Origin of the sequence: Klebsiella spallanzanii (assembly GCF_902158555.1) — a bacterium.
In the GTDB taxonomy this organism is placed as follows: domain Bacteria; phylum Pseudomonadota; class Gammaproteobacteria; order Enterobacterales; family Enterobacteriaceae; genus Klebsiella; species Klebsiella spallanzanii.
In genome coordinates this window covers 383,352-410,338 of the sequence record NZ_CABGGS010000023.1, presented here as the reverse complement: position 1 = coordinate 410,338, position 26,987 = coordinate 383,352, and the positions used below count along the sequence as shown (strand labels likewise).

General features: G+C 53.5%; 26 protein-coding genes, 1 pseudogene and 1 riboswitch. Of the genes and pseudogenes, 3 read left to right on the top strand and 24 right to left on the bottom strand.

Going from position 1 to position 26,987, the window contains the following annotated elements:
* Window positions 1-88 precede the first annotated feature (88 nt).
* Complete coding sequence (locus tag FN082_RS16985; RefSeq protein WP_142981972.1) at window positions 89-1,558, bottom strand: amino acid permease; 1,470 nt, start codon at window positions 1,556-1,558, stop codon at window positions 89-91.
* A 160-nt stretch (window positions 1,559-1,718) separates the two neighbouring features.
* The gene (gene yieE / locus FN082_RS16980; RefSeq protein ID WP_139536620.1) at window positions 1,719-2,585 is read right to left on the bottom strand and encodes a DNA-binding transcriptional regulator YeiE; all 867 of its coding nucleotides are present in this window, start codon (window positions 2,583-2,585) and stop codon (window positions 1,719-1,721) included.
* Between the two features lie 294 nt (window positions 2,586-2,879).
* Between yieE and FN082_RS16975 the strand changes: the two genes are divergently transcribed.
* The 3 genes from FN082_RS16975 (at window position 2,880) to FN082_RS16965 (ending at window position 5,972) form a co-directional block, all read left to right on the top strand.
* Window positions 2,880-3,929: a YeiH family protein gene (locus tag FN082_RS16975; RefSeq protein ID WP_139536621.1), complete on the top strand. Its 1,050-nt coding sequence runs from the start codon at window positions 2,880-2,882 to the stop codon at window positions 3,927-3,929.
* 95 nt (window positions 3,930-4,024) lie between these two features.
* Window positions 4,025-4,882, top strand: coding sequence for a deoxyribonuclease IV (gene nfo / locus FN082_RS16970; RefSeq protein ID WP_142981971.1), 858 nt, complete (start codon window positions 4,025-4,027; stop codon window positions 4,880-4,882).
* Window position 4,883: 1 nt separating this feature from the next.
* Entirely contained in the window at window positions 4,884-5,972 is a 1,089-nt protein-coding gene (locus FN082_RS16965; RefSeq protein WP_142461966.1) for a sugar kinase, read from the top strand.
* 35 nt (window positions 5,973-6,007) lie between these two features.
* Here the strand turns inward: FN082_RS16965 and FN082_RS16960 are convergent, their stop codons facing one another.
* From FN082_RS16960 to fruB, 22 genes and pseudogenes are all read right to left on the bottom strand, one after another.
* Window positions 6,008-7,258: a NupC/NupG family nucleoside CNT transporter gene (locus FN082_RS16960; RefSeq protein ID WP_139536624.1), complete on the bottom strand. Its 1,251-nt coding sequence runs from the start codon at window positions 7,256-7,258 to the stop codon at window positions 6,008-6,010.
* Between the two features lie 96 nt (window positions 7,259-7,354).
* Window positions 7,355-8,290, bottom strand: a complete 936-nt coding sequence (locus FN082_RS16955) for a pseudouridine-5'-phosphate glycosidase (RefSeq protein WP_139536625.1) — start codon at window positions 8,288-8,290, stop codon at window positions 7,355-7,357.
* Window positions 8,283-9,218 (bottom strand): pseudouridine kinase, encoded by a 936-nt coding sequence (locus tag FN082_RS16950; RefSeq protein ID WP_142981970.1) that lies wholly within the window; start codon window positions 9,216-9,218, stop codon window positions 8,283-8,285. The genes FN082_RS16955 and FN082_RS16950 overlap by 8 nt, the downstream gene beginning before the upstream one ends.
* A gap of 337 nt (window positions 9,219-9,555) precedes the next feature.
* Window positions 9,556-10,395, bottom strand: a pseudogene (locus FN082_RS16945) (cytochrome c-type biogenesis protein CcmH); the annotation flags it as partial.
* Complete coding sequence (locus FN082_RS16940; protein ID WP_142981968.1) at window positions 10,392-10,949, bottom strand: DsbE family thiol:disulfide interchange protein; 558 nt, start codon at window positions 10,947-10,949, stop codon at window positions 10,392-10,394. The gene FN082_RS16940 and the pseudogene FN082_RS16945, both read right to left, overlap by 4 nt.
* Complete coding sequence (locus FN082_RS16935) at window positions 10,946-12,871, bottom strand: heme lyase CcmF/NrfE family subunit (protein ID WP_142981967.1); 1,926 nt, start codon at window positions 12,869-12,871, stop codon at window positions 10,946-10,948. Before FN082_RS16935 ends, FN082_RS16940 begins: the two co-directional genes overlap by 4 nt.
* Window positions 12,868-13,335 (bottom strand): cytochrome c maturation protein CcmE, encoded by a 468-nt coding sequence (gene ccmE, locus FN082_RS16930; protein ID WP_142981966.1) that lies wholly within the window; start codon window positions 13,333-13,335, stop codon window positions 12,868-12,870. Before ccmE ends, FN082_RS16935 begins: the two co-directional genes overlap by 4 nt.
* Window positions 13,332-13,535, bottom strand: a complete 204-nt coding sequence (ccmD, locus tag FN082_RS16925; protein WP_142981965.1) for a heme exporter protein CcmD — start codon at window positions 13,533-13,535, stop codon at window positions 13,332-13,334. Before ccmD ends, ccmE begins: the two co-directional genes overlap by 4 nt.
* A complete protein-coding gene (locus tag FN082_RS16920) occupies window positions 13,532-14,269 on the bottom strand; it encodes a heme ABC transporter permease (protein ID WP_139536632.1) in 738 nt (245 codons plus the stop codon). Before FN082_RS16920 ends, ccmD begins: the two co-directional genes overlap by 4 nt.
* A gap of 70 nt (window positions 14,270-14,339) precedes the next feature.
* Window positions 14,340-15,008 carry a heme exporter protein CcmB gene (gene ccmB / locus FN082_RS16915; protein ID WP_142981964.1) on the bottom strand — a complete coding sequence of 223 codons (669 nt, stop codon included), beginning with the start codon at window positions 15,006-15,008 and terminating at the stop codon, window positions 14,340-14,342.
* On the bottom strand, window positions 15,005-15,622 hold the full coding sequence (gene ccmA, locus FN082_RS16910; protein WP_139536633.1) for a cytochrome c biogenesis heme-transporting ATPase CcmA: 618 nt from the start codon (window positions 15,620-15,622) through the stop codon (window positions 15,005-15,007). Before ccmA ends, ccmB begins: the two co-directional genes overlap by 4 nt.
* 19 nt (window positions 15,623-15,641) lie before the next feature.
* Window positions 15,642-16,445 (bottom strand): cytochrome c1, encoded by an 804-nt coding sequence (locus tag FN082_RS16905; RefSeq protein WP_139536634.1) that lies wholly within the window; start codon window positions 16,443-16,445, stop codon window positions 15,642-15,644.
* A 2-nt stretch (window positions 16,446-16,447) separates the two neighbouring features.
* Window positions 16,448-17,608, bottom strand: coding sequence for a cytochrome b (locus FN082_RS16900; RefSeq protein WP_142981963.1), 1,161 nt, complete (start codon window positions 17,606-17,608; stop codon window positions 16,448-16,450).
* 1 nt (window position 17,609) lies between these two features.
* Complete coding sequence (petA, locus tag FN082_RS16895) at window positions 17,610-18,161, bottom strand: ubiquinol-cytochrome c reductase iron-sulfur subunit (protein ID WP_110272367.1); 552 nt, start codon at window positions 18,159-18,161, stop codon at window positions 17,610-17,612.
* A 27-nt stretch (window positions 18,162-18,188) separates the two neighbouring features.
* Window positions 18,189-18,629, bottom strand: coding sequence for a pseudoazurin (locus FN082_RS16890; protein WP_139536636.1), 441 nt, complete (start codon window positions 18,627-18,629; stop codon window positions 18,189-18,191).
* Window positions 18,630-18,639: 10 nt separating this feature from the next.
* Window positions 18,640-19,455, bottom strand: a complete 816-nt coding sequence (locus tag FN082_RS16885; RefSeq protein ID WP_139536637.1) for an ABC transporter ATP-binding protein — start codon at window positions 19,453-19,455, stop codon at window positions 18,640-18,642.
* Window positions 19,452-20,519, bottom strand: a complete 1,068-nt coding sequence (locus FN082_RS16880; RefSeq protein WP_110272364.1) for a FecCD family ABC transporter permease — start codon at window positions 20,517-20,519, stop codon at window positions 19,452-19,454. The genes FN082_RS16885 and FN082_RS16880 overlap by 4 nt, the downstream gene beginning before the upstream one ends.
* Window positions 20,520-20,587: 68 nt before the next feature.
* Entirely contained in the window at window positions 20,588-21,640 is a 1,053-nt protein-coding gene (locus tag FN082_RS16875; RefSeq protein ID WP_139536638.1) for an ABC transporter substrate-binding protein, read from the bottom strand.
* 223 nt (window positions 21,641-21,863) lie between these two features.
* Window positions 21,864-22,087, bottom strand: a riboswitch (cobalamin riboswitch).
* A gap of 245 nt (window positions 22,088-22,332) precedes the next feature.
* The gene (locus FN082_RS16870) at window positions 22,333-22,839 is read right to left on the bottom strand and encodes a GNAT family N-acetyltransferase (protein WP_371335933.1); all 507 of its coding nucleotides are present in this window, start codon (window positions 22,837-22,839) and stop codon (window positions 22,333-22,335) included.
* Window positions 22,840-22,968: 129 nt separating this feature from the next.
* Window positions 22,969-24,657, bottom strand: a complete 1,689-nt coding sequence (gene fruA / locus FN082_RS16865) for a PTS fructose transporter subunit IIBC (protein ID WP_142981962.1) — start codon at window positions 24,655-24,657, stop codon at window positions 22,969-22,971.
* Window positions 24,658-24,673: 16 nt separating this feature from the next.
* A complete protein-coding gene (gene fruK, locus FN082_RS16860) occupies window positions 24,674-25,612 on the bottom strand; it encodes a 1-phosphofructokinase (protein ID WP_004103928.1) in 939 nt (312 codons plus the stop codon).
* Window positions 25,613-26,743, bottom strand: a complete 1,131-nt coding sequence (fruB, locus tag FN082_RS16855; protein WP_139536640.1) for a fused PTS fructose transporter subunit IIA/HPr protein — start codon at window positions 26,741-26,743, stop codon at window positions 25,613-25,615.
* Window positions 26,744-26,987 lie beyond the last annotated feature (244 nt).

The following is a 26,987-nucleotide window of genomic DNA, read 5'->3' as shown; positions in this document are numbered from 1 at the left end:
ATTATGGAGAACTGTATCAAATTGTAATGAATACACGCATAAAAAAACCCTCTTAAAAAAGAGGGTTTACGTAACGTGGTCGCTCACCTTAGCCTTTAAAGCGCTCCGGGAACTTCATTTCGCTGTAGCGGACAAAACGCGTCCCTTTCGCCAGCTTGTAGCCAAACCAGATAACCAGGAACAGCGGAATGCCGATATAGGTTGCCGCGACGCCGCCCCAGTCGATGGTGTCTTTGAGGAACGCTTCGTAGTTTTGCCCCAGGGTAATGATCAGGCACAAGACGAAAGCGAAGATTGGCCCCAACGGAAAGAAGCCTGAACGATATGGCAGGTTATTCAGATCGTTACCCTGCAGCACGTAACCGCGGCGGAAACGATAGTGGCTGATGGCAATCCCCAACCAGGCGATAAAGCCGGTCATCCCGGAGGTGTTCAGCAACCACAGGTAAACGGTCTGGTTACCAAACATCGAGCTCAGGAAGCACAGTGCCGCAATGACCGTAGTGGCATACAGCGCATTACGCGGCACACCGCCTTTCGACAGCTTAGAGAAAATGCGCGGCGCTTTGCCATCGCAGGCCAGGGTGTAGAGCATACGGGTAGACGCATACATCCCGGAGTTACCCGCCGACAGCACCGCCGTCAGAATAACCGCGTTCATAATCGCCGCAGCCGACAGCAGCCCAGCGTGCTGGAACACCAGCGTGAACGGACTCACGGAAATATCTTTTACATCATTACGCAGCAGGCTCGGATCGGTATACGGAATGATCAGGCTGATAATCAGAATCGCGAATACATAGAACAGCAGGATACGCCAGAATACCTGACGTACGGCGCGCGGAATGTTCTTTTCCGGATTTTCCGACTCACCGGCCGCAATACCAATAAGCTCGGTTCCCTGGAACGAGAAGCCAACGATCATCGCCACGCCAATCATTGCCGCAAAGCCGCCAGCGAACGGCGCATCGTCAATAACCCAATTACTCCAGCCCGCAGGCTGTGCGCCTTTAAAAATACCAAAGATCATCATCACGCCGACGATGATAAAGATAGTGACGGTAGCAACTTTGATAAGCGAGAACCAGTATTCCGCTTCGCCAAAGCCTTTTACCGAGATCCAGTTCAGCAAGAACATGATGCCGAGGAACAGCGCGCTCCAGACCCAACCGGGCGCATCCGGGAACCAGTAGGTCATCACCAGTTGAGCGGCAACAAGGTCGACGGCGATTGTCACCGCCCAGTTGTACCAGTAGTTCCAGCCCAGCGCGAAGCCAAAACCCTCTTCGACATAATTCTGGCCATAGGTGGCAAAAGAACCGGACACCGGCATAAACGCCGCCAGTTCGCCGAGGCTGGTCATCAGGAAGTAGACCATCAGGCCGATGAGGATATAAGAGAGCAGCGCGCCGCCGGGGCCTGCCTGAGAAATCGTTGCGCCAGAGGCAACAAAAAGACCTGTACCGATGGAACCGCCAATAGCGATCATGGTCAAGTGGCGCGCCTTCAGTTCACGACGTAAACCGGGCGCTTCTGTGGTTTTAGTATCCGAAACCATGTGAAAATGCTATCCATCCAAAAAACGAGGCGCGATTGTAGCAGACAGTCTGTGATCCATCCGATACAAATGCAAAGTTATAAGAGAGCTTCATGATCGAGCGTGGATTATTAGTAAAGCACGAAATCATGGAAACGCCAGCGTTCAGTTTACCCCGATTCTACACTTCGCAATAATGCAGAAAACGTTGTAATGCCTTGGAAATATGCTTCTGTCGGTGATGAATACGCCACAGCGTGCGGGTTAAACGCGGAAGTGGAATCTTCAGCTCCACCAGGGAACCCACTTCAAGCTGTTCCGCCACGACGCGTCGCGACAGGCAGCTAATGCCTAAGCCATGACGCACCGCATGCTTGATTGCTTCAGAGTTACCCAGCTCCATTCCAAGATAAAACATCGGTAGATGCGACAACAATAAATAGTCGACAATTTCCCGGGTCCCGGAACCGTGCTCACGCAAAATCCACGGCGCTTCCGCCAGCCGTTGTAGCGTGACCTCGCCTTCTAACAACGGAGAATCCGGCGCGGCAAAGACCACCAGCTCATCTTCCAGCCACGGCTCGGCGATAATATCCGCGGCGTGACAGGGGCCTTCAATCAACCCGATATCCACGCGAAGATCGACCACCGCATTAATCACGTCCTGACTATTTCCGACGCTCAGCTCCAGCGGTAAATCAGGGAGATCGCGTCGATAGCGGGCGATGATTTCCGGCAGAATATAGTTACCGATGGTGCTGCTGGCGTAGACGCGAATCGCACCGTTATCGCCGCGAAACAGCTGCTCTATCTCCAGCGCACGCTCCAGCAGCGCCAGCGCCCGTGGGTAAAGCAGCCTGCCGTGTTCATTGACCATTAACCGCTTGCCGACGCGATCGAAAAGCTGGACGCCAAGCTGCCCTTCCAGATCGGTCAGCGCCGCGCTGACCGCCGATTGCGAAAGCGCCAGCATTTGCGATGCCTGCGTCGTCGAACCGCTTTTTAAGACTTCAGCAAAAACTTCCAGCTGCCGTAGCGTGATATGCATAACCCTTCCTGCCTTCATTTATATGCTGCGCGGTTCTCCAACAACCCGCCGCTCGTGGGAGCTTCGCCGAAGACGCGATATACCCTAAATAATTCGAGTTGCATCACGGCGGCAACTAAGCGCATCCCAGGGAACGTACAAATAGTACGTGACCCGGGTAAGCGCAGGCAGCCAACAAAGATGCAGCTTGAAGTATGACGGGTATACCACTTATTTCGATTAATTATAAATATATAATCAATTTTATATTTAAACCAGCAAGTCGTATGCTTTTCCCAGACAAAGGAGAAGGTTATGACAGCACTCACTTTACCAACCAAACATCGCCCATTGCGGCACTTTGCACCTGGACTGGCGCTGACGGCCCTGCTCACCGGCGCAGCGCTGTGGGCAGGTAGTTTCCCGGCAATCGCTGGCGCGGGTTTCAGCGCCCTCACGCTGGCCATTTTGTTCGGCATGGTCATCGGTAACACCGTTTACCCTAAAATCTGGCAACCCTGCGACGGCGGCGTGATCTTTGCCAAACAGCACTTGCTGCGCCTCGGCATCATTTTATACGGCTTTCGTCTGACGTTCGCCCAGATTGCCGACGTCGGCATAAGCGGTATCGTCATTGACGTGCTGACGCTTTCCAGCACCTTTTTTATTGCCTGCTTTCTTGGGCAAAAGGTTTTCGGCCTGGATAAACATACCAGTTGGCTGATTGGCGCCGGTAGCAGCATCTGCGGCGCGGCGGCGGTACTGGCTACCGAGCCGGTAGTCAAAGCGGAAGCCAGCAAAGTCACGGTAGCCGTCGCCACGGTGGTGATTTTCGGTACCATTGCTATCTTCCTGTACCCGGCTCTTTATCCGTTCCTGGCGCACTGGTTTACCCCGGAAACCTACGGTATCTATATGGGCTCAACAATGCATGAAGTTGCTCAGGTTGTTGCTGCAGGCCACGCCGTTAGCCCGGATGCAGAAAACGCGGCGGTGATTGCAAAAATGCTGCGCGTAATGATGCTGGCTCCGTTCCTGCTGTTCCTCGCCGCTCGCGTGAAGCAATTAGCCCCGGCGAACAGCGGCGAGAAAAGCAAAATCACCATTCCGTGGTTTGCTATCCTGTTTATTCTGGTGGCGGTGTTTAACTCCTTCCACCTGCTGCCGAAAGCCGTTGTCGATATGCTGGTGACTCTGGATACCGTGCTGCTGGCAATGGCAATGGCCGCCCTGGGCCTGACCACTCACGTCAGCGCGCTGAAAAAAGCCGGAGCCAAACCGCTGCTGATGGCGCTGATGCTCTTCGTGTGGCTGATTGTCGGCGGCGGTGCGATTAACCTGGCCATTCACAGCCTGCTGGCCTGAGGCTCATCAATCGTGAGGTTGTGTTAAGGCACGTGTAACTCTCCGGCTAAGCCGCTATCATTACCCTCCAACCAGCGGCTTAACTGGAGTTTTTTATGAAATATATTGGAGCGCACGTCAGCGCCTCCGGCGGAGTGGCCAATGCCGCCATTCGCGCAGCCGAAATTGGCGCAACCGCATTTGCCCTCTTCACCAAAAACCAGCGCCAGTGGCGCGCCGCTCCCTTGAGCGACGAAACCATTGCTGAATTCAAAGCCGCCTGCGAGAAGTATCATTTCGGACCCGGGCAAATTCTGCCGCATGACAGCTATCTGATAAACCTTGGCCATCCGGTTGCAGACGCGCTGGAAAAATCCCGCGATGCCTTTATTGATGAGCTCTCCCGCTGCCAGCAGCTCGGTCTGACACTGCTTAATTTCCATCCGGGCAGCCATCTTCAACAAATTCCAGAGGACGAATGTCTGGCGCGTATCGCCGAATCAATCAATATCGCGCTGGCAAAAACCGAAGGTGTGACGGCGGTGATTGAAAATACCGCCGGCCAGGGCAGCAACCTCGGTTTTAAGTTTGAGCATCTGGCCGCCATCATCGACGGCGTGGAAGATAAATCCCGCGTCGGCGTGTGCATTGACACCTGCCACGCCTTCGCCGCCGGTTACGATCTGCGTAGCGCACAGGAGTGTGAAAAAACCTTCGCTGATTTCGAACGCATTGTCGGTTTTCAGTATCTGCGCGGTATGCACCTGAACGATGCGAAAAGCACCTTCGGCAGCCGGGTTGACCGTCACCACAGTCTGGGCGAAGGCAATATTGGTCATGACGCCTTCCGCTGGATTATGCAGGACAGCCGCTTTGACGGTATCCCACTGATTCTGGAAACGATCAATCCTGATATTTGGGTGGAAGAAATTGCCTGGCTACGGGCGCAGCAGACGGAAGAGGCCGCGGTCTGATATGAACGACAGGGAAAAGCAGATCCTCAAAATTTTGCGACGCAATCCGCTGATTCAACAGCATGAGATTGCCGATATTCTGCAAATTAGCCGCTCCCGCGTAGCGGCGCACATTATGGACCTCACGCGTAAGGGGGCCATCAAGGGCAAAGGCTATATTCTTACCGAGCAGGAGTATTGCGTCTCGCTGGGGGCCATCAATATGGATATTCGCGGGATTGCCGATATTCATTATCCGCAGCCGGTCTCAAATCCGGGCAATATCCAGTGTTCCGCCGGCGGCGTGGCGCGCAATATCGCGCACAACCTGGCGCTGCTGGGCCGCGATGTACATTTAATTTCCGCCGTTGGCAGCGATTTCTACGGTGAAACGCTGCTGGAACAAACCCGGCAGGCCGGCGTTAACGTACAGAGCTGTATTCGCCTGCACGGCCACAACACCGCAACTTATTTATCCATCGCAAACCCGCAGGAAGAGACGGTGCTGGCGATTAATGATACCCATATTTTACAGTCGCTGACCCCACAGCTGCTGAATCAGTATCGGGATCTGTTAACTCATGCGGGCGTCGTTCTGGTCGACTGCAATTTAACGGAGCCGTCGCTGGAGTGGGTATTTACGCTGGCAAACGCTATTCCGGTGTTTGTCGATACGGTGTCGGAGTTTAAAGCACATCGCATCCGCCCGTGGCTGGGGAAAATTCACACCCTCAAACCCACGCTGCGCGAACTACAAATCCTCTGGGGACAGACGATATCCAGCGATACAGATCGCGATCGAGCGCTGTCATGGCTGCACGAACAGGGAACGCAACGGGTGGTGATTTGTTCAGAAGACGACTCTATTTTCTGTAGCGAAGCAGGCGGTGAGCGTTTCCAGATGAGTCTGCCAGGCCACACGACGGTAGACAGTTTTGGTGCTGACGATGCGCTGATGGCCGGGCTGCTTTATAGCTATCTCGATGGCAGCGATTTTAAAGAGAGCGCCGCTTTTGCTATGGCCTGCACCGCCATCACCCGCGCCAGCGACAGTATTAACAACCCCTCATTGTCCGTTGATAACGCGCTCAATTTACTTCCCAACGCATAACGGTATGCACCGCAGACGCGGTGCATACTCTCGTTTTATGCCAGACCAATAAAGAATCCGGCGATGGTGGCGCTCATCAGGTTTGAGAGCGTCGCCGCCGCCAGGGCGCGCAGCCCAAGCTGGGCAATTTCCGGCGCGCGCTGCGGGGAAATCGCCGAGAACGCCCCGACAACCACGCCAATTGAACCAAAGTTGGCGAAACCACACAGGGCGAACGAAATAATCGCAATGGTTTTGACGTCCAGCGTGCCGCCGGTTTGCAGATATGGCGAGAAGTTGAGATAGGCAACGAATTCGTTAATCGCCAGCTTTTGCCCAATCAGGCTGCCCGCCAGCGTCGCATCGCTCCAGTCAACGCCCATAATCCACGCCAGAGGCGCCAGCACAAAGCCGAAGATCCCTTCCAGAGTGGCATGACCATAGCCAAACCAGCCGCCAATTCCGCCGATAATACCGTTCAGTAAGGCGATAATCGCCACGAACGCCATCACCACCGTTGCCACCCCGGCGGCAATTTTCAGGCCGGTCATCGCCCCGGATGCCGCCGCTTCAATAATACTTTTCGGAGGCGTTTCGGTGAAGGAAAGGTTGTCAAAAGTCACCTGCGACGCTTCGGTTGCCGGACTCAACATACGGGCAAACAGGATCCCTCCGGGGATAGCCATTAGCGAAGCAGCCAGCAGGTAGTCAATCGGTACGCCCATTCCGGCATAGCCGATCATCATCGACCCGGCGATTGACGCCATCCCGCTACAGATAGCGGTAAATAGCTCATTGCGGTTGAGCTTATCGATAAACGGTTTGACGATCGCCGGGATCTCGTTCTGCCCTAGAAAAATGGTCGTCACGGCGACAAACGACTCAATTTTGCTGATATTCAGCGCCTTCTGGAAGATTCCTCCAAGAATACGGATCAACAGCCCCATTACGCCGAGATAGTAAAGCAGGCTTATCAGCGCTGTGACAAAGATGATAGCGGGAAGAACGCGGAAGGCGAAAACAAAGCCCGCGCCGTCAAACAGCACATCCATCTTCGGGCCAACCAGCGAGCCAAAAATGAACGCGCTCCCGGCGTCGCTATAGGACATGACTTTATGCACCCCCAGCGCCGCCTGTTCGACCAGCCATTTGCCCGGCGGGAAATAGAGCATTATCCCGCCAATCACGATTTGCAGCAACAGCGCTGCCCCTACCGTTCTGATACTAATGCGTTTTTTATTCACTGACAGCACAAAAGCGATGGCCAGTAGTACCACCATCCCCAAAAGACTTCTCATGATGTCCATAATGATATCCTTACCTGGTGGAAAACCCGGCGTCAGGCCAGGCTTTCGGTATATTTGATATCGGGGCGGGCAACCGCAAACAGCCCGCAACTGTCGTCAGGCGATCTGCTGATACTCTTTGGCAATCTCGCAGGCCAGAATGGCGTTGTTAAAGACCAACTGAATATTGGACTTCAGACTGTCTCCGCCGGTGAGTTCAGCCACGCGGGCCAGCAGGAATGGCGTACTCTCTTTGCCCACCACGCCCTGCTCTTCCGCTTCCCTCACCGCCTGATCAATGGCGGCATTGATTTTCGCTTCCGGCATCGCGAACTGCTCAGGGATAGGATTCGCCACCACCATGCCCCCCTTCAGGCCAGACTGCCATTTCACTGCCATGGCTTTAGCGATGTCTTTCGCGCTATTAAGACGAATGCTCACATCAAATGGGCTGGTCCGGCAGAAAAATGCCGGTAGCGCTGAAGTTTGATAACCAATAAGCGGCACGCCGAACGTTTCTAAATATTCGGTGGTTAATCCAAGATCGAGAATAGATTTAGCACCGGCGCATACTACGGTAACATTCGTATTTGCCAGCTCCTGTAAATCCGCAGAAATATCGAAAGTGTGCTCTGCGCCACGGTGTACTCCGCCGATCCCACCGGTAGCGAAGACTTTAATTCCGGCCATTGCGGCAATAATCATGGTAGAGGCAACGGTAGTGGCACCATTTAATCCCGCAGCAACAACAAAAGGTAAATCCCGGCGGCTAACTTTGGTAACGTTATGTCCTTCACGGCCGAGCAGTTCAATTTCTTCACGGCTTAAACCGACTTTCATTACGCCATGAATAATCGCAATCGTTGCCGGTACGGCCCCCTGGCGACGAATGGTTTCTTCGACTTCCAGCGCGGTCTGCGCATTCTCAGGGAAAGGCATACCGTGAGAAATAATGGTCGACTCCAGCGCGACTACCGGTTGATTATTTTTTAATGCCTGCTGAACTTCCGCAGAAACCTGTAATAATTCAGAGGAAATATTTAATTCAGACATATTCTTTCTCCACTAACTTTTTTACGTTTGCGTAAGATAATTCAGGGTTATTGGTGAATTCCGATGAGAGCGCCAGGGAGGAACATCCCTGAGCAAACTTCACCGCTTGCGAAAATGAGCAGCCGTCAAGCCAACAGCAGGCAAGACCAGCCATCATCGCGTCACCGGCGCCGGTGACATTAACAACCTGAGTTTTTAGCGGTGCAGACCAGCCGCGTTCACCATCCTTTTCGCTGTAGTAAACGCCGTCGCCGCCCATGCTCAGCACCAGGCGCTTCAGGCCATGCTGGTGAAACCAATCGGCAACGCAGGCCACATCGTCGGTACCAGAAAGCGAGATTCCGCTCAGCGTTTCAGCCTCAATTCTGTTCGGTTTCAGCGTGTGAATACGCCCCAGGTGCTGGCTGATTTTTACACACTTCCAGGCCGAGACCGGGTCGACGAAAATGGGCGTTGAGCCGGTGTTTTCCATCAACCAGGAGAGTGCCAGTTCGCTAATATTACAATCAACGACAATGACCGCCGCATTGCAGATAAAATCCTGATGCTGCCTTAAAAACTCCGGCGTAATATGTTCAGTGATGCTCATATCATTAATCGCCACCAGCATTTCCCCGGTGTTATCAAGCAGCGACAAATAGCTCGACGTTCCCTCCCCCTGGATAACCTGACATTTATCAACATGCACCCCGGACTGGGCCGTTTGTTTTAATAGCGAATGACCATAAAAGTCATCACCGACAACGGATAATAGCCAGGCTGGTTTATTCAGCAAGGCAATATTCTGCGCAATATTCCGCCCTACTCCGCCTGGCGTGTATTTTATCTTTCCGGGATTAGAATCAGCATAGTTCAACGACACATTAGAATAGCCAGCAACATCCATATTGGCCGAACCAATAATCACAACATAATCATTTTCAGGCATATAAATACCTCCAGCACAGGATGCTGTAAAAATAGAATTATTTAATACAAAGAAATAAGTCTTCCTCTATTCAGATCAACAAAAGAAACATATGTTTGATTATGAACATGTGTTTATAATAAGCAATGAACTTTCAAAGTAAAGGGGATGTAAATAGGATTTTCATATGAACATGAACCCAATCACAGATTTCGGCCAGTATGGTTTTTAAACAGTTTAAAAATGCGAAGGAGAGCACATATGACGAGATTGATGCAAGGTCCCGGCTGTATACAGGAACGCTAACCGCTCACGCTATGAGGGGATTTTCTGATGAGAAAGGACCTGAGCTTAATCATTCTGCGCTCCAAAGGTTATCATTCGTTCCTGATGAGCGAGTAATCGCTTGCTTATAGCCCTGCGCCGCATCGCTATTATTTGGATCCAGCCGCCAGGCGTTGGCATATGACTGAGTCGCCATATCGACATTTCCTGATGCCATCCCGAGTCGACCAAGCATAACCCAGCCTTCTACACTACCAGGATCGCTATGCAAACGCGTACGTAAACCCAGCGCCAGGCGCGCCATCTCCTCTTGATTGAGCGGTTTTTCTTTCGGATACAGGACTCGTTTCAATAGAGTTGGCAGCTGCGCGGTCGCCTGCTGCCAGATTTTTACTTGCTTGTAACTACCGGTCTGGTAATAGCTGAGGGTCGCGACGATCAGCGCAATAGCGATCCCCGGAATATAAAAGGCAAATCCACCCTGTTTACTCTCCGCGTGAATGTCGTCAGGAAATGCTTCCTGCTTCAGCCGCACACGGCGGCGCGAACGGGCAAAAATAATCCAGCAACCAGTGGCGACAGCGGCAATCGGTAGCACCCACAGCAGAATAGTCAGCGGGGTTAATGGCGGATCGTAGGTGACGAAGTTGCCGTAGCGCACCACCATATAATCGATGATCTCCTGCTTACTTTTTCCCTCCTGCATCAGCTCATAAACCTTCTGCCGCAGGTCGGTGGCAATCATCGAGTTGGAATCGGCGATACTGTTGTTCTGGCATTTCGGGCAGCGCAACTGCTCAGTAAGCTGGCGGAACTGCTGCTCCTGAGCTTCATCCTTAAACGGCATGACGTCGATGGCGGCCAGCGCCGACCCGGAAACGATCAGCATCAGCACGCCCAGTAACACCCTCATTGCGCAGCCTCCCTGCTGTATTGCTCCCAAAGTGACCTGAATTCACACTCCCACACCCGCTCGTTGAGATCGCCCGCATGGCGATAACGAATAAATCCTTTTCCGTCGATCAGGAAGGTTTCCGGTGCGCCGGAAACCCCCAGATCCAGTCCCATCCTCCCATCGCCATCAAACAGGCTCAACGCGTAAGGATTTCCCAATACTTTCAGCCAGGTCATCGCTTTCTGCCGCTCGTCTTTATAGTTCATCCCCACCACGCGGATCCCCTGCACCGCGAGCTGATTCAGATACTGATGCTCGGCGCGGCAGGTCGGGCACCAGGTCGCCCAGACGTTGAGCAGCAGCGGTTTGCCTTGGATTAGCGCATCTGCCTGATAGTACTGCCCGGGATTCTCCAGCGACTCAAGACGAAAGGTCGGCACCGGTTTACCAATCAACGCCGACTCCAGGATGATCGGATCATCCCCTTCTGCATTGCGCGCCAGCTGCCACAGCATCAGCGCGGCGATGACCACAAAGATCATCAACGGGATCAACCGTAAACTGTGCTTCATGCGGCCTCCGGCACGGGCTGGCGATAGCGTGGATCGCACAGACACAACAGCCCGCCCAGCGCCATTAATAAACCACCCGCCCAAATCCAGCGAATAAACGGTTTGTAATACAGCCGCACGGCCCACGCGCCGTTGTCCAGCTCTTCGCCAAGGGCAGCATATAGATCTCGAGTGAATCCACCGTCAACCGCCGCTTCGGTCATCACTGAGCGGGTACTGTTATAAATACGTTTTTCTGCATGCAGTACCGCTTCCGTTTTGCCATTTCGCGTGACGCCAATCATGGCCACGCCGCCGCGATAGTTCGGCCCGGTCACCTCTTTGACTTCACGGAAGATGAAGCGATAATTATGAATTTCGATACTATCGCCAGCCTTCATTCGCACATTGCGCTCCACGCTGTAGTTCTGGCTGAAAGCAATACCGACAACCATCACTGCCACACCAACATGACCGGCGACCATCCCCCAGTAGCTGAGGGTCATCTTTGCGCCGCATGAAATACGCAAAGCCACTTCCGCCATCGCCAGTCCAAAGACCCAGCAGGCCATCGCCAACCCGACCACCGTCATGGCGACAATCTTGCTTTCAAATAGCCACGGCAGGAGCAGAGACAGCGCCAGGGTGCTCCCCATGGCGATAATCAGTAGACGCTGCAGCTTGCGTGGACGATCGCGTCCCCAGCGCACCAACGGACCGATGCCCAGCAGTAGCGCAAACGGAGCCATCAGCCAGCTGAACATGATGTTAAAAAACGGCATGCCGATGGAAATGCTACCCATCCCCAACTGTTTATGCACCAGCGGCAGCAGCGTCCCCAACAGCACCACCAGCATGGCGGTAACCAACAGGACGTTGTTACCAAGCAGCAGCGACTCCCGTGACCAGAGAGCGTTATTCACTCGCGCTCGCACCCTGTGCCCACGGATAGCGAACAGCAGCAGCGAGCCGCCGATAACTAACACCATAAACGCAAGAATAAACATCCCGCGCGACGGGTCAGAAGCAAAAGCGTGAACCGAAACCAGCACGCCGGAACGCACGAGGAAGGTTCCCAGCAGGCATAGCGAAAACGCGCAAATAGCGAGCAGTAGCGTCCAGGCTTTAAAACTGGCACGCTGCTCCGTTACAGCCAACGAATGCACCAGCGCGGTACCAACCAGCCACGGCATCAACGAGGCATTTTCCACAGGATCCCAGAACCACCAGCCGCCCCAGCCCAGCTCGTAATAGGCCCAAACCGAGCCCAACACAATGCCCAGCGTCAGAAAGGCCCATGCCGCCAGCGTCCAGGGACGAGAAAAACGCACAAAGGTGCTGTCCAGCCGCCCGCTCAGTAGGGCGGCAATCGCAAAGGCAAAAGCCACCGAGAAGCCGACATAGCCCATATACAGCAGCGGCGGATGGAAAATCAGTCCCGGATCTTGCAACAGCGGATTCAGGTCGCGTCCTTCAATCGGGAACTCCGGTAGCGTGCGGGTAAACGGGTTGGAGGTAAACAGGATAAACAGCAGGAAGCCGACGCTTATCATCCCCATTATCGCCAGCACGCGGGCGACGATATCGAGCGGCATGCGCTGACTGAACAGCGCCACGGCAAACGTCCAGCCGCTCATCAACAGCATCCACAGCAGTAACGACCCTTCATGTGCGCCCCAGGTTGCCGCCACGCGATACCACACCGGTAACTGGGTGTGAGAATTGCTGGTAACGTAATTCAGCGTAAAGTCGTTCACCACGAAGGCGTTGATCAGCACCATAAAAGCGCCCATTACGAGGAAAAACAACAGCCAGGCGAAGAGCCGGGAAGATGCCATCATTCGCCTATCGCCACGCACAACGCCCCACAGCGGGTAGATGGAGAGCAATAGCGCGATGCCGAGCGCCATGCACAGCAGTCCGTTACCGATTTCAGGCATCATGATGACTTGCTCTCCGGGCAACGATGGTGCTCCTGAATCGCTTTTTTCACTTCCGGCGGGGTGTAGTTTTCATCATGCTTAGCGAGTACTTCTTTCGCCAGCAGATGATTTTTCTCGCCCAGTTCCCCCTGCACCACCACGCCCTGCCCTTCGCGGAACAGATCCGGCAGAATGCCTTCATAACTGACGTCCACCGAGCCTTCAGCGTCGTAGATGCTGAAATTAACCTTCAGTGAATTTTGGTCGCGTCTAACGCTGCCGGGCATCACCATTCCACCAACGCGCAGGCGCTGGCCCACCATCGGCCGTTGCTGTGTTTCGCGCTTGCCATAAAGGATTTCACCTGGCGTATAAAACAGGTCGATGCTAGAGCGCAGCGCGTAGAGCACCAGCGTGATGGTCAGCGTTAACCCCGCCAGTACCGCGAGGGCCACCCACAGACGGTTGTTAAGCCGAATATTCATACCGCCTCCCGAGCCACGCGCATGCGGGCTTCGCGGGCTTGCTGTTGCGCCACGCTACGTAAAATCGAACGATGTTGTCTCGTCGTGTGTAGAACCAGCACCGCCAGCGGGATAACAGTCATCACTACCGCCAGCCAGATGTAAAAGGCATAACCACCCATGGCGAAGAAATCACCCCAGGTTGCAAATGCATTGCTCATCGGCGGCCTCTTTTTAAAATCAGCTCACTCACCCACGGGCGACGTTTTTCCATTAGCAAAATCAGGTTGCACATGCGCATCAGCGCCAGCGAAATAAACAGCAGCAGGTAGCCGATAATCGCCAGGCGCAGCGGCGTACGCATCGCCGGGGCAATGCTTTGCTGCATGTTGGTTGATCCCTGATGCAGAGTGTTCCACCACTCCACCGAGTAGTGAATAATCGGCAGGTTAACCACACCTATCAGTACCAGAATGCCCACCGCACGCCCGGCCAGACACCGATTGTTAAAGCCGTGCCACAGGGCAATCACGCCGACGTAAAGAAACAGCAGCACCAGTTCAGAAGTCAGCCTGGCGTCCCACACCCACCAGGTACCCCACATCGGTTTCCCCCACGCGGAACCGGTCGCCAGCGCAATAAAGGTAAAAACCGCGCCAACCGGTGCCATCGCCATCAGTGCCAGGTTGGCCATTTTCATCTGCCAGACCAGGCCTATAAACGCCGCAATTGCCATCAGCGCATAAATCCCCATCGACCACATCGCAGCCGGTACGTGCAGATAGATAATGCGGTAGCTGTCTCCCTGCTGGTAATCCGCAGGCGCAAAGCCGAATCCCCAGACCCAGCCCACAGTCAGCAACAGCGCACTGGCAATGCCCAGCCACGGGACCAGCCTGCCGCAGAGCAGATAAAGCTGCGGGGGATTCGCTAGTTGATAGAGTGTTTTCCACATAATTGAGTCACCAGAGCAGAAAATAATGAGTGCGTTGATAAAACTTTTACCGGATGGCGGCGCAAACGCCTTATCCGGCCTGCAAGCTAATACGTAGCGCAGCCGCCGTCGCAAAGGGGCTCAACGTTGCGCTGCCCGCCAGCAACGCGCCCAGAATCGCCATGTAATCCTTAACAGGCAGATGCATAGCAGCCGCCTCCATCGCGGCGGTCGCAAAAATCAGTAACGGAATGGTCAGCGGCAGCACCAGCACGCTCAGTAGCTCGCCTCCGCGCTTTAGCCCGATGGTCAACCCAACGCCCGGCGCGCCGAGAAAGCTCAGCGTCGGCGTTCCCAGCAGCAGGGTCAGTGCCATGATTTGCCAGCCGTAAACGTCCATTCCTAACAGCAGCGCCACCAGTGGTGAGAGGATAAGCAGCGGCAGGCCGGTCACCACCCAGTGGGCCATTACCTTCGCCAGTACCACCGCTGATAACGGCAGCGGCAGCAGCATCAGTTGTTCGAGGCTCCCGTCCTGTAAGTCGTCGCGAAACAGGCGCTCCAGCGCCAGCAGCGAGGAAAGCAGCGCAGCGACCCAGATAATCCCGGGGGCAATGCGTGCCAAAAGCTGCGGCTCAGAGCCAACACTCAGTGGAAACAACGTAATAACAATCAGGAAGAACCACAGCGGATTGGCGATTTCTGCACGATGGCGAAACGCCACCCTTAGCTCAAGACGAAAAATCCGCCACATCATCACCCAGCCTCCTCGCCGCTCAGCGCAATGCGGCGAATCTTATCGGTCGCCACGTTTATGGGCTGATGGGTGGTGAGAATGACAATGCCGCCCTGCTCGGTGTACTGCGCCATTCGTTGCGTCAGGCGCTCCACGCCGTTCACATCAATGGCGGTAAAAGGTTCGTCGAGGATCCAGAGCGTAGCGCGCGTCAGCCAGAGTCGCGCCAGGGCAACCCGGCGCTGCTGCCCGGCGGAGAGTTGATTAACGGGAATATCTTCGTATCCACCAAGACCCGCCTGAGCCAGCGCATTCATACATTGAGCTGCGTTACAGTCATGATGGAAAAAACGCAGGTTCTCTAGCGCCGAAAGCCGGGTTTTAATCCCTGGCTGATGGCCAATCCACAGCAGGTTTTGTTGATAGCTGTCGCGCACACGGTGCAGCGGCTGCGCCTGCCAGTACACTCCCCCGACGTCAGGGCGAGCCAGTCCGCTGAGCAACCGTAGCAGAGTCGTTTTCCCTACGCCGTTGCCCCCGGTAATTTGTATCCACTCCCCCGCTTTCACCTGGAATGATAAATCGCTAAACAAGATTCGTTCATCTCGCTCGCAGCGGAGCTGTCTGGCTTCAAGCATATTACCCACTCTCTCTCGCTTATTTCGGCGAACGTCTCTTCATTCGTCGTAAAACCCATAGCAATCCCAGCATCACGGTGAGGTAGCCCATGACGTAAATTCCCTGCTGTTTTCGCGCCCAGAGATCCGGATCCGCAGCCCATGCCAGAAAGGCGGTGACATCCCGGGCATACTGCTTTTCTGTTTCGGCTATTTGAGACGCCGTTTGCCAATGAATTTCGCCATCCGTAAGCGGCTTTGGCATATTAATCACGCCACCAGGAAAGTAGCGATTAGCCTTCATTTCAGGATCGTCGGGCCGGTAACCGGTTAATAGTGCGAAGACATAATCCGCCCCCTGATCCGTGTAGGGTAAAAAGGCATCAAACAGGAATTGCGGGAATCCGCGATCATATGATCGGGCCCGGACGATATAGCTCAGGTCAACGGGTTCAGTACCATTGTTAAGGTATCGCGCTTCCTGAACGTTAAGATATGGCGATATAAAACTGTCATTTAGCGTACCGTCCCGCTCGCCAACTTGGCCGTCATCCTGTATGTCAGGGAACTGATAGCCACTGGCGATACTTTTTGCTTCTTCGAGCGTGAGTTCCGGGCCGCCGGGTCTGGTCAGGGTGCGAAAAGTGAGGTATTTCATACCGTGACAGGCGCGACACTTCTCTTCATAAACCTGCATGCCGCGCCGAAGCTGATCTTTATCATACTGGCCCGTGATGCCGCTAAAGCTCCAGTCCTGCCGCACAGGCGTGGGCTCTTTCGCCCAAGTAGAACCCAGCTCTAAAAGTGACAGACACAAAACGCTGAATTTCAATAATCGCGTCATCTTCAGTCCTGTTTTTCCAGAAAACGGCGGCAGGGCAGCACGATTAAAAACCAGGCAAACCAGATCAGCGTTGAAAGCTGCGACGCCGCGCGGATCCAGCCCTCTTGATTGCGGAAACCGTCAATAAGGTCAGGTCCCACCAGCGCTTTTGTTCCCAGCCAGCCTAAAAAGCAGGCATTGATAACCCACAGCCAAAAGCCGCACTTAACCAGCTTGCTGTAGTGGCGAAAACGGGCCCGAGAGGAATCAAGCCAGGGCAAGAAATAGAAAATCAATACCGAGCCGCACATCGCGACTAACCCGGCGAATTCATTCGGAAAACATCGAAGCATCGAGAAGAAAGGAAGAAAGTACCATTCAGGTGCCACAATCGCTGGCGTAACCGTTGGATCAGCTGGGATAAAGTTATCTGCGCTGCTCAGGTAGTGCGGCGCGAAGAATAAAAACCAGGCGAAGAGCATCAAAAACAAGGTGATTTTGATGGCATCAAGATCGGTGATTTTATAATCAAACAAAAGCTTTCTGGACTCTTTCTCACTAAAGGTCTTCTTCATCGCCTGCGCAAAAGCAGACTGGACACTACGAACGTGGAAGATCGTCGCGACAACAATTGCGAAGGGAAGCATAAAGTGCAGAACAAAAAAACGGCCAAGCATCGGGGTACCTGGCGTATAGCCGCCGACCAGAAACGCATACAACGTATCGCCCACCAGCGGGATGGCCTGTGCAAAACGAGTAATGACGGTTGCCGCCCAGTAGCTTTTTTGCCCCCAGATGAGGCTATAGCCAAGAAGTGCGGTAATCATCAGCAAAATGTATAGCGTTACGCTAATCATCCACATTGCAACCCACGGCTTGCGATATACGTTGTAGTACATGCCGCGAAAAATATGTAGATAGCAGGCGAAGAAAAAAAGCGATGCGCCAGTGGCATGCAGATTACGCAGCAGTTCTCCGTGGCTTACCGTGCGCATAATATGCATGATGGAATCAAATGCCAGCTCAGCCGTCGGCACGTAAAACATCGCCAGTACGATACCGGTAAGGATCTGCACGCCGAGCATGACCAGCAGAATAGCGCCGATAGCAAATACCCAGAGTCCAGCAACCGATCGGGGAAAAGGGATACGCCAGCGGAGCGAATAAGCACGCGCGGTCGTCATCTCAGACTTCCTTAGCGCCGATGCGCACGGTCAGACCATCGGGATGAAAAGTAAAGTCGGGAACGGCCAGATTCGCGGTCGCCGGTCCGCGGGTAACGCGTCCGGAGGCATCGAATTCTGACCCGTGGCACGGACAAACCCAGCCCTGTCCGCCAGCTCTGGCATTTGGCACGCACCCGGCATGAGGGCAATATCCCTGAACAACAAGCCATTGGGGATAATCGGCATTAACCCTTTCGTTGTCTGCCTGTGGGTCAATGAGTTTATGGCTTTCGACATCCCGGGCAGCAGCTATCTCATCTGCAGTCCGATGGTGAATAAGAATGAGCTTGCCTTGCCAGACACGCCTAACGGTTTGACCGACAGCCACACCAGCAAGGGAGACATCGATCGGTTCATTTTCTCCGGCCGTCTTTTCATCCGGGCCCAGAGCGGATACCAGCGGCCAAACGGCAGCGGCAACGCCTGCTGCGCCAACGAATTTTGTCAGCCTGCACAAGCAGTCGCGGCGCTGCTCCTGAATTTCATCACCGGTATGTTTGTTATCCGCCACAGCGCAATTCTCCCTGAGTGTCGCGAGCTACTGCTTGTCGATACGTGAGTAGATATCCTGGAAGCGTTTATCGGCAATTCCCGGTGCTTTAAACGCGCGATAGCTGTCCGGCAGAGTGGCATCACCAACCTTAATCAACATCACCATGCCCTGCGCGTAGTGTGGCGTGCATTTGACGCCGTAAAATCCGGCATTGTCATATTTCACTTCGATCTCTTCATCGATTTTGCCCATAAATCCCGGATAATCCGCCGGAGACAGTTCCGGGATGGAGGCCGCGTTATGGCTTTTATGCTTACGGATAAACTTCACTGTATCACCAGGTTGGATCTCCAGGTAATCCGGCTCATAGATCATTGGCCCTGCCGTCCCGCGATTTTTCATTAACACTTCATGAGTTTGCGCGAAGACTGAAGAAGTGAAGGCCAGTAAACATAAAACTTTCAGACTCTGTTTGAGGTATTTCATCGATTCTTCCTTAGAATTCATCAGGTCTCTGATAACGAATAAAGCAGCTTGTACCGCCTGGTTCGCGTTCAACAATGGCGTCAATGCCAAACCAGGTGCTGAGGTGTTCCCGGGTAAAAATGGTGCCCGGAGCGCCCTGCATCACCATGCGTCCAGACTTCATCACGATGATGCGATCGCAAAACATCGCGGCATGATTCAGGTCGTGCAGGGCAGCAATTACCGTGAGCTTTTCACGTTTAACCAGGCTAAGCAGGCCAATCTGATGTTGAATGTCGAGGTGGTTGGTAGGTTCATCCATTAGCAACAACTGAGGCTGCTGTGCCAGCGCCCGGGCGATATGCAGGCGCTGTTTCTCTCCCCCAGAAAAGGTATGCCAGCAACGGTGCTGTAATTCGCGGAGATCGACCTTCCTCAGCATCTTTTGCACGATATCGTCATCTTTAGCGGACCAGGGAGAGAGCAGGCTAAGCCAGGGGGTCCGTCCCAGCGAAACGGCCTGCAAAGCGGTAATACGTTCACCTGTCTCAGCCTGTTGTTCGACCAGCGCCACCTGCTGTGCAAGATGGCGACGTGAGTAATGATGGAGTGCTTTGTGCTGTAGCGTGATGCGTCCAGACGTGGGTTTCAACAAACCTGCTAACAACGAAATGAGTGATGTTTTACCCGACCCGTTGGGGCCAATAATTCCGACAAACTCGCCGGGAGCCACCCTGAGCGAGACATCATCAACGATCGCTTTGCCTTTTACCTTCCAGCGCAGGTTACACGCCTCGATAACGACTTCAGCCGAGGCTAAAGGAGGCAGTACAGGATTGACGGTCATTTGGCCTTATTTCCTCTGATCAGGATGATTGAAAACGCGGGCGCGCCGACCAGAGCCGTGATCACACCTATAGGTAATACCTGTCCGGGCAGTAATGTGCGGGAGATAACATCGGCAATGATGAGAAAAATCGCCCCAATCAGTGCGCTAACTGGCAACAGGCGATGGTGTTGGTTACCAACCAACATACGGGCAGCGTGGGGGATAACCAGACCAACAAAGCCAATGGCACCGACGATGGAGACCATAATCGCCGTCATACCGGTGACAGCGGCAATAAGTACCGCACGGGTGCGTTTGACAGGAATTCCTAACGATGCCGCAGACTCAGCGCCAAAGGAAAAAGCATCGAGATGGCGGGCATAACAGAAGCACAGCGCGACACCGACCAGGGCAGTAGGAATGGCTAATACAACATCGGGCCAGCGCACGCCGCTCAGGTTACCCAACAGCCAGAACATAATACCGCGCGCCTGTTCGGCGTTTGCTGAGCGGGTGATGATCAGTGAAGTAATAGCGTTGAATAGCTGCGAACTGGCGATCCCAGCAAGAATGATTTGGGTTGTGATGCCACCACCTTGCCTGCCGCCTGCAGCCATCGCCAGCAGAGCGACGAACAGAAATGCCGTCAGCGCACCAATGAAAGCGCCAAATGACATACTGATGATCCCGGCCCCCAGACCGGTGAGCGCAACCAGTACTGCACCGGTGGAAGCCCCGGCGGAAATGCCCAGCAGATAGGGCTCAGCAAGCGCATTACGCAGTATCGATTGTAGCACTACCCCGGACACCGCGAGGCACGCGCCGCAGCAGGCAGAAACCAGGGCTCGCGTCAGGCGATAGTTCCAGATGATCCCGGCATCCAGCGCATCGACTGGATAGTCAGTATCAAGCAGACGATTTGCCAGCGTACTGAGTACATGCTGCCAGGGGATAAGCGTTTCGCCAATGGAGATCCCCGCCAGCAGTACGCAGCACATCAGCACACTAACCCAAATGGCATGTCCACCAACTCTTACCGCAAGCTGACCAACAGCGCGACGCATCCTGCGAGAATCACTCATGATTATATCTGCGTTCCTGAGTAACGGAGATGCGCTATGCCGGGCAAGGACATAGCGCAAAATGTAGATTAATGAGAGGCCTGCGGATGCGCTAAGCCATATTCAACCAGGGCATCAGCCAGTTTTTCTAGCCCATCAATAGTTCTGATGCCGGCGTTCATTGTTTGTACGTCAATGACAGGCAGGTGATTTTCCTTCACTGCAGGAAGTAGTTTGGCGACTGGGTCGGACTTGAGGTAATCCATCTTGACCTGCCAGTCATCGGCCGGGAAGCGGCGACGACTCATCTCACCGAGTACAATGACCGAAGGATTGGCTTTGGCAATGGTCTCCCAGCCTACCGTTGGCCACTCTTCGGCTGAATCAATAACGTTTTTCACGCCTAGCTTCTGAGCAATCCATGCGGCTGGACCAAACTTCCCTGCCACGTATGGATCAAGCTGCAGGTCGGCGCTGGAGAACCAGAATACTGCTGAGACATTTTTATCCATGCCGGAAATTTTATTTATCGCTGCTGCTTCACGCGCTTTAAGACTGGCAATCAGCGCATCGCCTTTATCCTGAACGTCGAAGATTTTTGCCAGATCAGCGACTTCCTGATACACCATGGCAATATCAAACATACCTTTACGGACGCCATCACCGCCATCTTCGTTATCTTTCGCGCAGTCGGCAGGCGCGGTGTAGACCGGAACGTTCAGTTCACTAAACTGCTCGTAAGAGGCAACCGTACCCGCAGGACCGATTTGCCACTCAAACTGGCTGGCAACCAGCTCCGGTTTTTTAGCAATAATCCCTTCAAAGCTGGGAATATTTTGCGCAATGACGTCCACCTTCTCGTTTGCCGCTTTATACGCATCAGGTACAGGGCCAAACCACAGCGAAGTTCCCACGACGCGATCGGCAAGCCCGAGCGAATAGAGAATTTCAGTGCTGTTCTGACCCACCGTCGCCACACGTTTAGGGGCCTGATTGAAGGTGATGTCGCGGCCGCAGTTTTTAATCGTTAAGGGATATTCAGTTTTTGCCGCACTGGCGACACTGGAGTTGAGTAGAAGAGTTACGCCTGCAATAATCAGAAGCGTTTTTTTAGAAGTGAAAGAAGTAAAATTAGCGTGCATTATCATCGTCCCGTTGATGCCAGATCTGAAGGTCTGGTCATGGCTCATTTCGTTCCATATATCGGGAGGAGACATGAAGATAGATGACATTGAATCGTGAAATTTAAGAATAAAGATATGCAAAAAATGCAAATAAGCCTTACTTAGCCAAAATTTTATTCATAAATACACTACTGCCTGCGTCAAATAATTCATCCCATGGACCATCCCGTCCACTAAATGGTATACAACCTTGTTGACAGCAGGTCTCCTGACTCACGGTAACCAGAATATCAGCCTTCCCATAAAGACAAACTTTACAGTGACCAGCGGTTAATTAACCGCACAAGGATATTCTGCATCCGCCTACAGTTGCGGGGGCAGTTATGGCATTGAATTTAACAATTCGCACCATATTCCTATTCAAATACAAAAATGTAATGAAATGCTGTCGAAAGCGACTCTAGCGGCAATTGTTAACAAGGTCAACCGTATGACGAAACAATCAAAACGTCACACCAACAGAAAAATAGCAATGAAATATAACAAGTTACAACAAAATCACTTATCAGAAAGTTATGCTTGAAAATAATCATAAAAAGCTAAATGAGAATTAATTGACACTGATCAAACTATATACTCGGTTTACTTACCTCAAATTAAATATATTGATCGCTATCAACAATGCGGCCAATTAGCGTTGGGTTCATTTATTAATGTGATCTTTCCATATGAACCAACTGCCATTTATCCTGCATATCCATCACAACGCTAAAATGATTACGCAACCAGAAATGATAGCCTCCAGGCAAAAAATGATGCGTGTGAAGATATAAGGTTTTGTATTGTTGCTGTCGACAGAATTCCTCAGCAAAAGCGATCAACTGACTACCAATACCCTGTCTGCGATAACGCTTATCCACATAACAGCGGCAAATTTCTGCGGTTTCAGACAAATTATAACGCCCGCGCAACTCAGCGAGCCTGTCATCATATTGACATACTGCCAGTGTAGCGATTAACTCCTGTTTTTCATCCCATGCGCAAAGCAGCAAATTCCTTTCCTGCGAAATATACTGCTGTTCGAGATTGAAAATATCCTCACCGGCAGAAGGTATTGATCTACCAGCGTTGAAGAACAGATTGAGGTGCTGAACAAGGAACGACTGAACTGCGGGAATATCAGCGTGAGTCATTTCACGAAGCGTAAATGGAAACATAGTATGGCTGGCTCAAACTAGACAAGGAAAAAGAATAATAACAATTCAGGCAGGGAAAACCACTAGCGTCAGAAACAATAAAAAAGGGCAGAGAAAACTCTGCCCTTAATGAAGGTATTACAAGGTCTATCAGGCTGCTTTTTCTTCCACCTGAACTTCAGGACGTTTCAGCACCGCGTAGGAGATACCTGCAACCAGCGTACCGACCACAATCGCCATCAGGTAACCGAGGACCGGTGTAATCGCGCCAGGGATCAACAGAACGAACAGACCGCCGTGCGGAGCCATCAGTTTCGCGCCAACCCACATGGACATCGCACCGGTTACCGCGCCGCCAACGATACAGCAAGGCAGGACGCGCATCGGGTCACGAGCAGCGAACGGAATCGCCCCTTCGGTGATAAAGCACAGGCCAAGAACCAGTGCCGCCTTGCCGCCTTCCTGCTGCGCTTTGTCAAACTTTTTACGCGCAATCAGCGTCGCCAGACCCAGCGCCAGCGGTGGCACCATACCCGCAGCCATAATAGCCGCCATCGGTGCATAAGTTTGCGTACTCAGCAGGCCAACACCAAACGCATAGGCTGCTTTATTCACCGGGCCGCCCATATCGGTACACATCATACCGCCAAGGATTGCGCCAAGCAGAACCGCGTTCGCTGTACCCATAGTTTGCAGCCAGTGGGTCAGACCTTCGAGGATCCCGGCAACAGGTTTACCAATCAGGTAAATCATCGCCAGACCCACGATCAGGCTGGAAACCAGCGGAATGATCAGAATCGGTTTCAGCGCTTCCATACTTTGCGGCAATTTCAGCTTCGTACTAATCGCTTTCGCCACATAACCAGCAAGGAAACCAGCGATAATACCGCCGATAAACCCAGACCCGGTGCTCACTGCCAGCATACCGCCGATAAGACCTGGGGTCAGGCCTGGACGGTCAGCAATAGAGAAGGCAATGAAGCCCGCCAGTACCGGGACCATCAGCGCAAAGGCTGAACCACCGCCGATTTGCATCAGCGCTGCGGCCAAGGTGTCTTTCACTTCAAAGGCTTTAATACCAAAAGCGAAGGAGAGCGCGATACACAGACCGCCCGCAACCACCATCGGCAGCATGTATGACACGCCGGTCAGCAGGTGACGATAGGCGCCCGCGGACTCTTTTTTGCCTTCAGCAGCGGCCTGGGATTTACCTGCTGGCTGATACGGTTTCGCTTCAACGACGGCTTTATCCAGCTCCTGAGCGGTTTTCTTCAGCGCCAGACCGGTTGTTGTGCGATACATCGGCTTACCGGCAAATTTCGCCAGATCCACTTCGATATCAGCAGCCACCACCACCAGATCCGCCTGTTCGACCTCTTCCGGGGTGATCGCGTTGCCCGCGCCGACAGAGCCACGAGTTTCAACCTTCACCCACCAGCCGCGTTTTTTGGCTTCGGTTTCAATCGCTTCCGCTGCCATAAACGTATGCGCGACGCCAGTCGGACAAGCAGTTACCGCGACAATACGTTTTGGACCGTTAGTTGCTGCCGGTAACGCAGCTGCAACCGGGGCGGTATAAGGCGTTGCATGGCTTTTGGCTTCACCGAGAAACAGTTCCGGGTGAGCAACGGCGCGATTAATATCGCCGAGATAAACCTTTTTGCCGTTCAGCGCGCTGTCAGCCGGCAGCGCCGTGCCCAGCACAATCGCCAGCTCAGCGTCGTTCGGGTTATCAATCAGTTCGAGTTGCGCTTTTTGCGCCGCAGTGCTTAACAGAGTCTTCGCCATATAGGCGCGAGCCTGTCCAAGCCCGGCATCAATAATCAGCAGCGTTTTCATTATGCCTCTCCTGCTGTTAATTAAAGGGTTGTAAGTCGACGCGCGCCATCATTGCGGCCAACTGGGTACGATCGGTAATACCGACATTGCTCTGACTCACCGCCAGCGCGGCAACCGCCGTTGCCAGGCGCAGCGTGTGCTCGCTGGACTCACGCATCAGCAGGCCGTAAATCAGGCCGCCAACCATGGAGTCACCGGCACCAACGGTGCTAACCACTTCAACTGAAGGCGGCTTAGCAATCCATTCTCCGGATGCGTTAACCCATAAAGCGCCTTCTTCACCAAGGGAGATAACCACGTGGGCAATCCCCTGCTCACGCAGCGCATGAGCGGCTTCAATCACGTCTTTCATTTCAGGCAGCTTACGGCCCGCCCAGATTTCCAGCTCGCGGCGGTTAGGTTTAACCAGCCATGGCGCCGCTTTCAGACCGGCAACCAGCGCTTCGCGGCTGCTATCAAAAATGATGCACGGGCACTGGCTACGCAGACGAGTCATCCAGTCAGTAAACGCTTCCGGGCTAACGCCGGATGGCAAGCTACCGCTCACGCAAACCATATCAAACTGACCCAGCCAGCTCAGGGAATCGTTAACAAAACGCTCCCAGTCGCCCGGCGTCACTTCAAAGCCGGAGAAGTTGAAGTCGGTGACTTCACCGTCTTTCTCCGTCAGCTTGACGTTGATACGGGTACGGCCCTGAACGACCTGAAAACGGTTAGCGATGCCCAGTTCACTGAACAGCTGCTGAAAACCATCCTGATTGTCTTTACCGAGAAAACCGCCAACGGTGACATCGATACCGAGATCTTTCAGCACTTTTGCAACGTTGATCCCCTTCCCTGCAGCATGCAAACCGGTCGTACGAACAAGGTTGACCTCGCCACGTTCAATTTCTGGGGTAAACCCCACCAGGTCATAAGCCGGGTTTAAGGTAATCGTTGCGACACGTCTGCTCATTTATGCGCCCTCCCCAAGGCCTGCGGCGATCGCTTCGCCAATCGCATCCAGCGCCTGTTGCGCATCCTCACCCTGCGCGGTAAAGCGCAAGCGGTGACCTTTCTTCACGCCCAGCGCCACAACTTTCATCAGGCTACGGCCATTTGCCGGTTTGCCCGAACCATCAAGGTTGGTCACGGTAATGTCGCTGGAGAATTGTTTAATGGTATTAACCAGCATAGTGCCCGGACGCGCATGCAGCCCGTGCTCGTTGCGGATAACGAATTCAGCGCTGAGAACATCTTCAGCAATCGCATCGTCGCTGGTCAGCAGCGCCAGCAGCGTGGCGCCATCAGCTTTCAGCAAGCGGTCAGCTTTTTTGTCTAGCAGCAAATTGCTCAGGCGATTAAGCACCGCTGTCGGCTGGTCATCGGCCATCGCGACGGTGATCAGCAGAGAAACCGGCTGCTCATCGCTGGTAAAGGCGTTTGCTGCACGGCTAACCGCAACGGCGCTGCGCAGGTTCCCTTCAGTACTGTCGTTCAGCCAGATGCCCTGGCCGAGGTTCAGCGGCTTTTCATTAATCGTACGAGTAACAAAGGACGCATCGACGGCACCGGCTTCTTTCAACCGCGCGGCGTTCAGCGCCTGCAGCGTCAGCAGATCGCCTGCGACAACGTCCAGAGTCAGCGTGTCGTTATCCAGCTTCAGCGCTTCGCTCTGCTTTTCACCCATCAGCAGGGCGCGCAGTTCTTCAGCGGTGGTGGCGGACTTAAGCTGTTCAGCAACGGAGTCGTCGCTCAGCACGTGGGTCAGCTGACGCAGTAGCCCAAGGTGTTCATCCGAGCTGGCGGCGATACCAATAGCGACATAAGCGGTCTGCCCTTCGCCCCAGGTCACGCCCTGCGGGAACTGATAAACCTGGACGCCGGTTTTCAGCACCTGATCGCGCGTATCGGTGGTACCGTGCGGAATGGCAATACCGTTACCCAGGAAGGTGGAGGTTTGCTGCTCGCGAGCCAGCATTCCGTTAACGTAGCCTTCAGCCACATTGCCCGCGCTGACTAGCGCAGAAGCAACCTGACGAATAGCCTCTTCTTTATTACCGGCCTGCTGACCGGGATGAATATCCTGCACAGATAACTGGAACATGGTTCTCCTCTCCTGCTGAATTGAATCGTTTCAGCTACTTTGAGAAAAAATGCGTCATCTACCTGCTGGAGAATCTCCCGATGACGCTGAAACGTTTCAATGAGTCTGTACCTTTATTCACCACCGCGCAAGAAAAGTTAGCATCCTGATAACAGAAATTAGAGATACAGCACACTTTTGCTGACAGCGGGCTTACATCATCGGCAAAACTTCAGCTTTTTGCTGAAGCAAAATTTTGAAACGT

What these genes read in the sequence shown, in the direction of transcription:
- FN082_RS16935 (WP_142981967.1), bottom strand. Translation starts at nt 12,871, where the DNA reads ATGATGCCTGAAATCGGTAACGGACTGCTGTGCATGGCGCTCGGCATC.
- FN082_RS16920 (WP_139536632.1), bottom strand. Translation starts at nt 14,269, where the DNA reads ATGTGGAAAACACTCTATCAACTAGCGAATCCCCCGCAGCTTTATCTG.
- yieE (WP_139536620.1), bottom strand. Translation starts at nt 2,585, where the DNA reads ATGCATATCACGCTACGGCAGCTGGAAGTTTTTGCTGAAGTCTTAAAA.
- FN082_RS16985 (WP_142981972.1), bottom strand. Translation starts at nt 1,558, where the DNA reads ATGGTTTCGGATACTAAAACCACAGAAGCGCCCGGTTTACGTCGTGAA.
- ccmD (WP_142981965.1), bottom strand. Translation starts at nt 13,535, where the DNA reads ATGAGCAATGCATTTGCAACCTGGGGTGATTTCTTCGCCATGGGTGGT.
- FN082_RS16900 (WP_142981963.1), bottom strand. Translation starts at nt 17,608, where the DNA reads ATGACGACCGCGCGTGCTTATTCGCTCCGCTGGCGTATCCCTTTTCCC.
- FN082_RS16875 (WP_139536638.1), bottom strand. Translation starts at nt 21,640, where the DNA reads ATGCACGCTAATTTTACTTCTTTCACTTCTAAAAAAACGCTTCTGATT.
- ccmE (WP_142981966.1), bottom strand. Translation starts at nt 13,335, where the DNA reads ATGAATATTCGGCTTAACAACCGTCTGTGGGTGGCCCTCGCGGTACTG.
- FN082_RS16960 (WP_139536624.1), bottom strand. Translation starts at nt 7,258, where the DNA reads ATGGACATCATGAGAAGTCTTTTGGGGATGGTGGTACTACTGGCCATC.
- ccmA (WP_139536633.1), bottom strand. Translation starts at nt 15,622, where the DNA reads ATGCTTGAAGCCAGACAGCTCCGCTGCGAGCGAGATGAACGAATCTTG.
- FN082_RS16890 (WP_139536636.1), bottom strand. Translation starts at nt 18,629, where the DNA reads ATGAAATACCTCAAACAGAGTCTGAAAGTTTTATGTTTACTGGCCTTC.
- FN082_RS16965 (WP_142461966.1), top strand. Translation starts at nt 4,884, where the DNA reads ATGAACGACAGGGAAAAGCAGATCCTCAAAATTTTGCGACGCAATCCG.
- FN082_RS16940 (WP_142981968.1), bottom strand. Translation starts at nt 10,949, where the DNA reads ATGAAGCACAGTTTACGGTTGATCCCGTTGATGATCTTTGTGGTCATC.
- FN082_RS16880 (WP_110272364.1), bottom strand. Translation starts at nt 20,519, where the DNA reads ATGAGTGATTCTCGCAGGATGCGTCGCGCTGTTGGTCAGCTTGCGGTA.
- fruK (WP_004103928.1), bottom strand. Translation starts at nt 25,612, where the DNA reads ATGAGCAGACGTGTCGCAACGATTACCTTAAACCCGGCTTATGACCTG.
- FN082_RS16950 (WP_142981970.1), bottom strand. Translation starts at nt 9,218, where the DNA reads ATGCCTGAAAATGATTATGTTGTGATTATTGGTTCGGCCAATATGGAT.
- FN082_RS16975 (WP_139536621.1), top strand. Translation starts at nt 2,880, where the DNA reads ATGACAGCACTCACTTTACCAACCAAACATCGCCCATTGCGGCACTTT.
- FN082_RS16885 (WP_139536637.1), bottom strand. Translation starts at nt 19,455, where the DNA reads ATGACCGTCAATCCTGTACTGCCTCCTTTAGCCTCGGCTGAAGTCGTT.
- FN082_RS16955 (WP_139536625.1), bottom strand. Translation starts at nt 8,290, where the DNA reads ATGTCTGAATTAAATATTTCCTCTGAATTATTACAGGTTTCTGCGGAA.
- fruB (WP_139536640.1), bottom strand. Translation starts at nt 26,743, where the DNA reads ATGTTCCAGTTATCTGTGCAGGATATTCATCCCGGTCAGCAGGCCGGT.
- fruA (WP_142981962.1), bottom strand. Translation starts at nt 24,657, where the DNA reads ATGAAAACGCTGCTGATTATTGATGCCGGGCTTGGACAGGCTCGCGCC.
- FN082_RS16905 (WP_139536634.1), bottom strand. Translation starts at nt 16,445, where the DNA reads ATGACGCGATTATTGAAATTCAGCGTTTTGTGTCTGTCACTTTTAGAG.
- FN082_RS16870 (WP_371335933.1), bottom strand. Translation starts at nt 22,839, where the DNA reads ATGTTTCCATTTACGCTTCGTGAAATGACTCACGCTGATATTCCCGCA.
- nfo (WP_142981971.1), top strand. Translation starts at nt 4,025, where the DNA reads ATGAAATATATTGGAGCGCACGTCAGCGCCTCCGGCGGAGTGGCCAAT.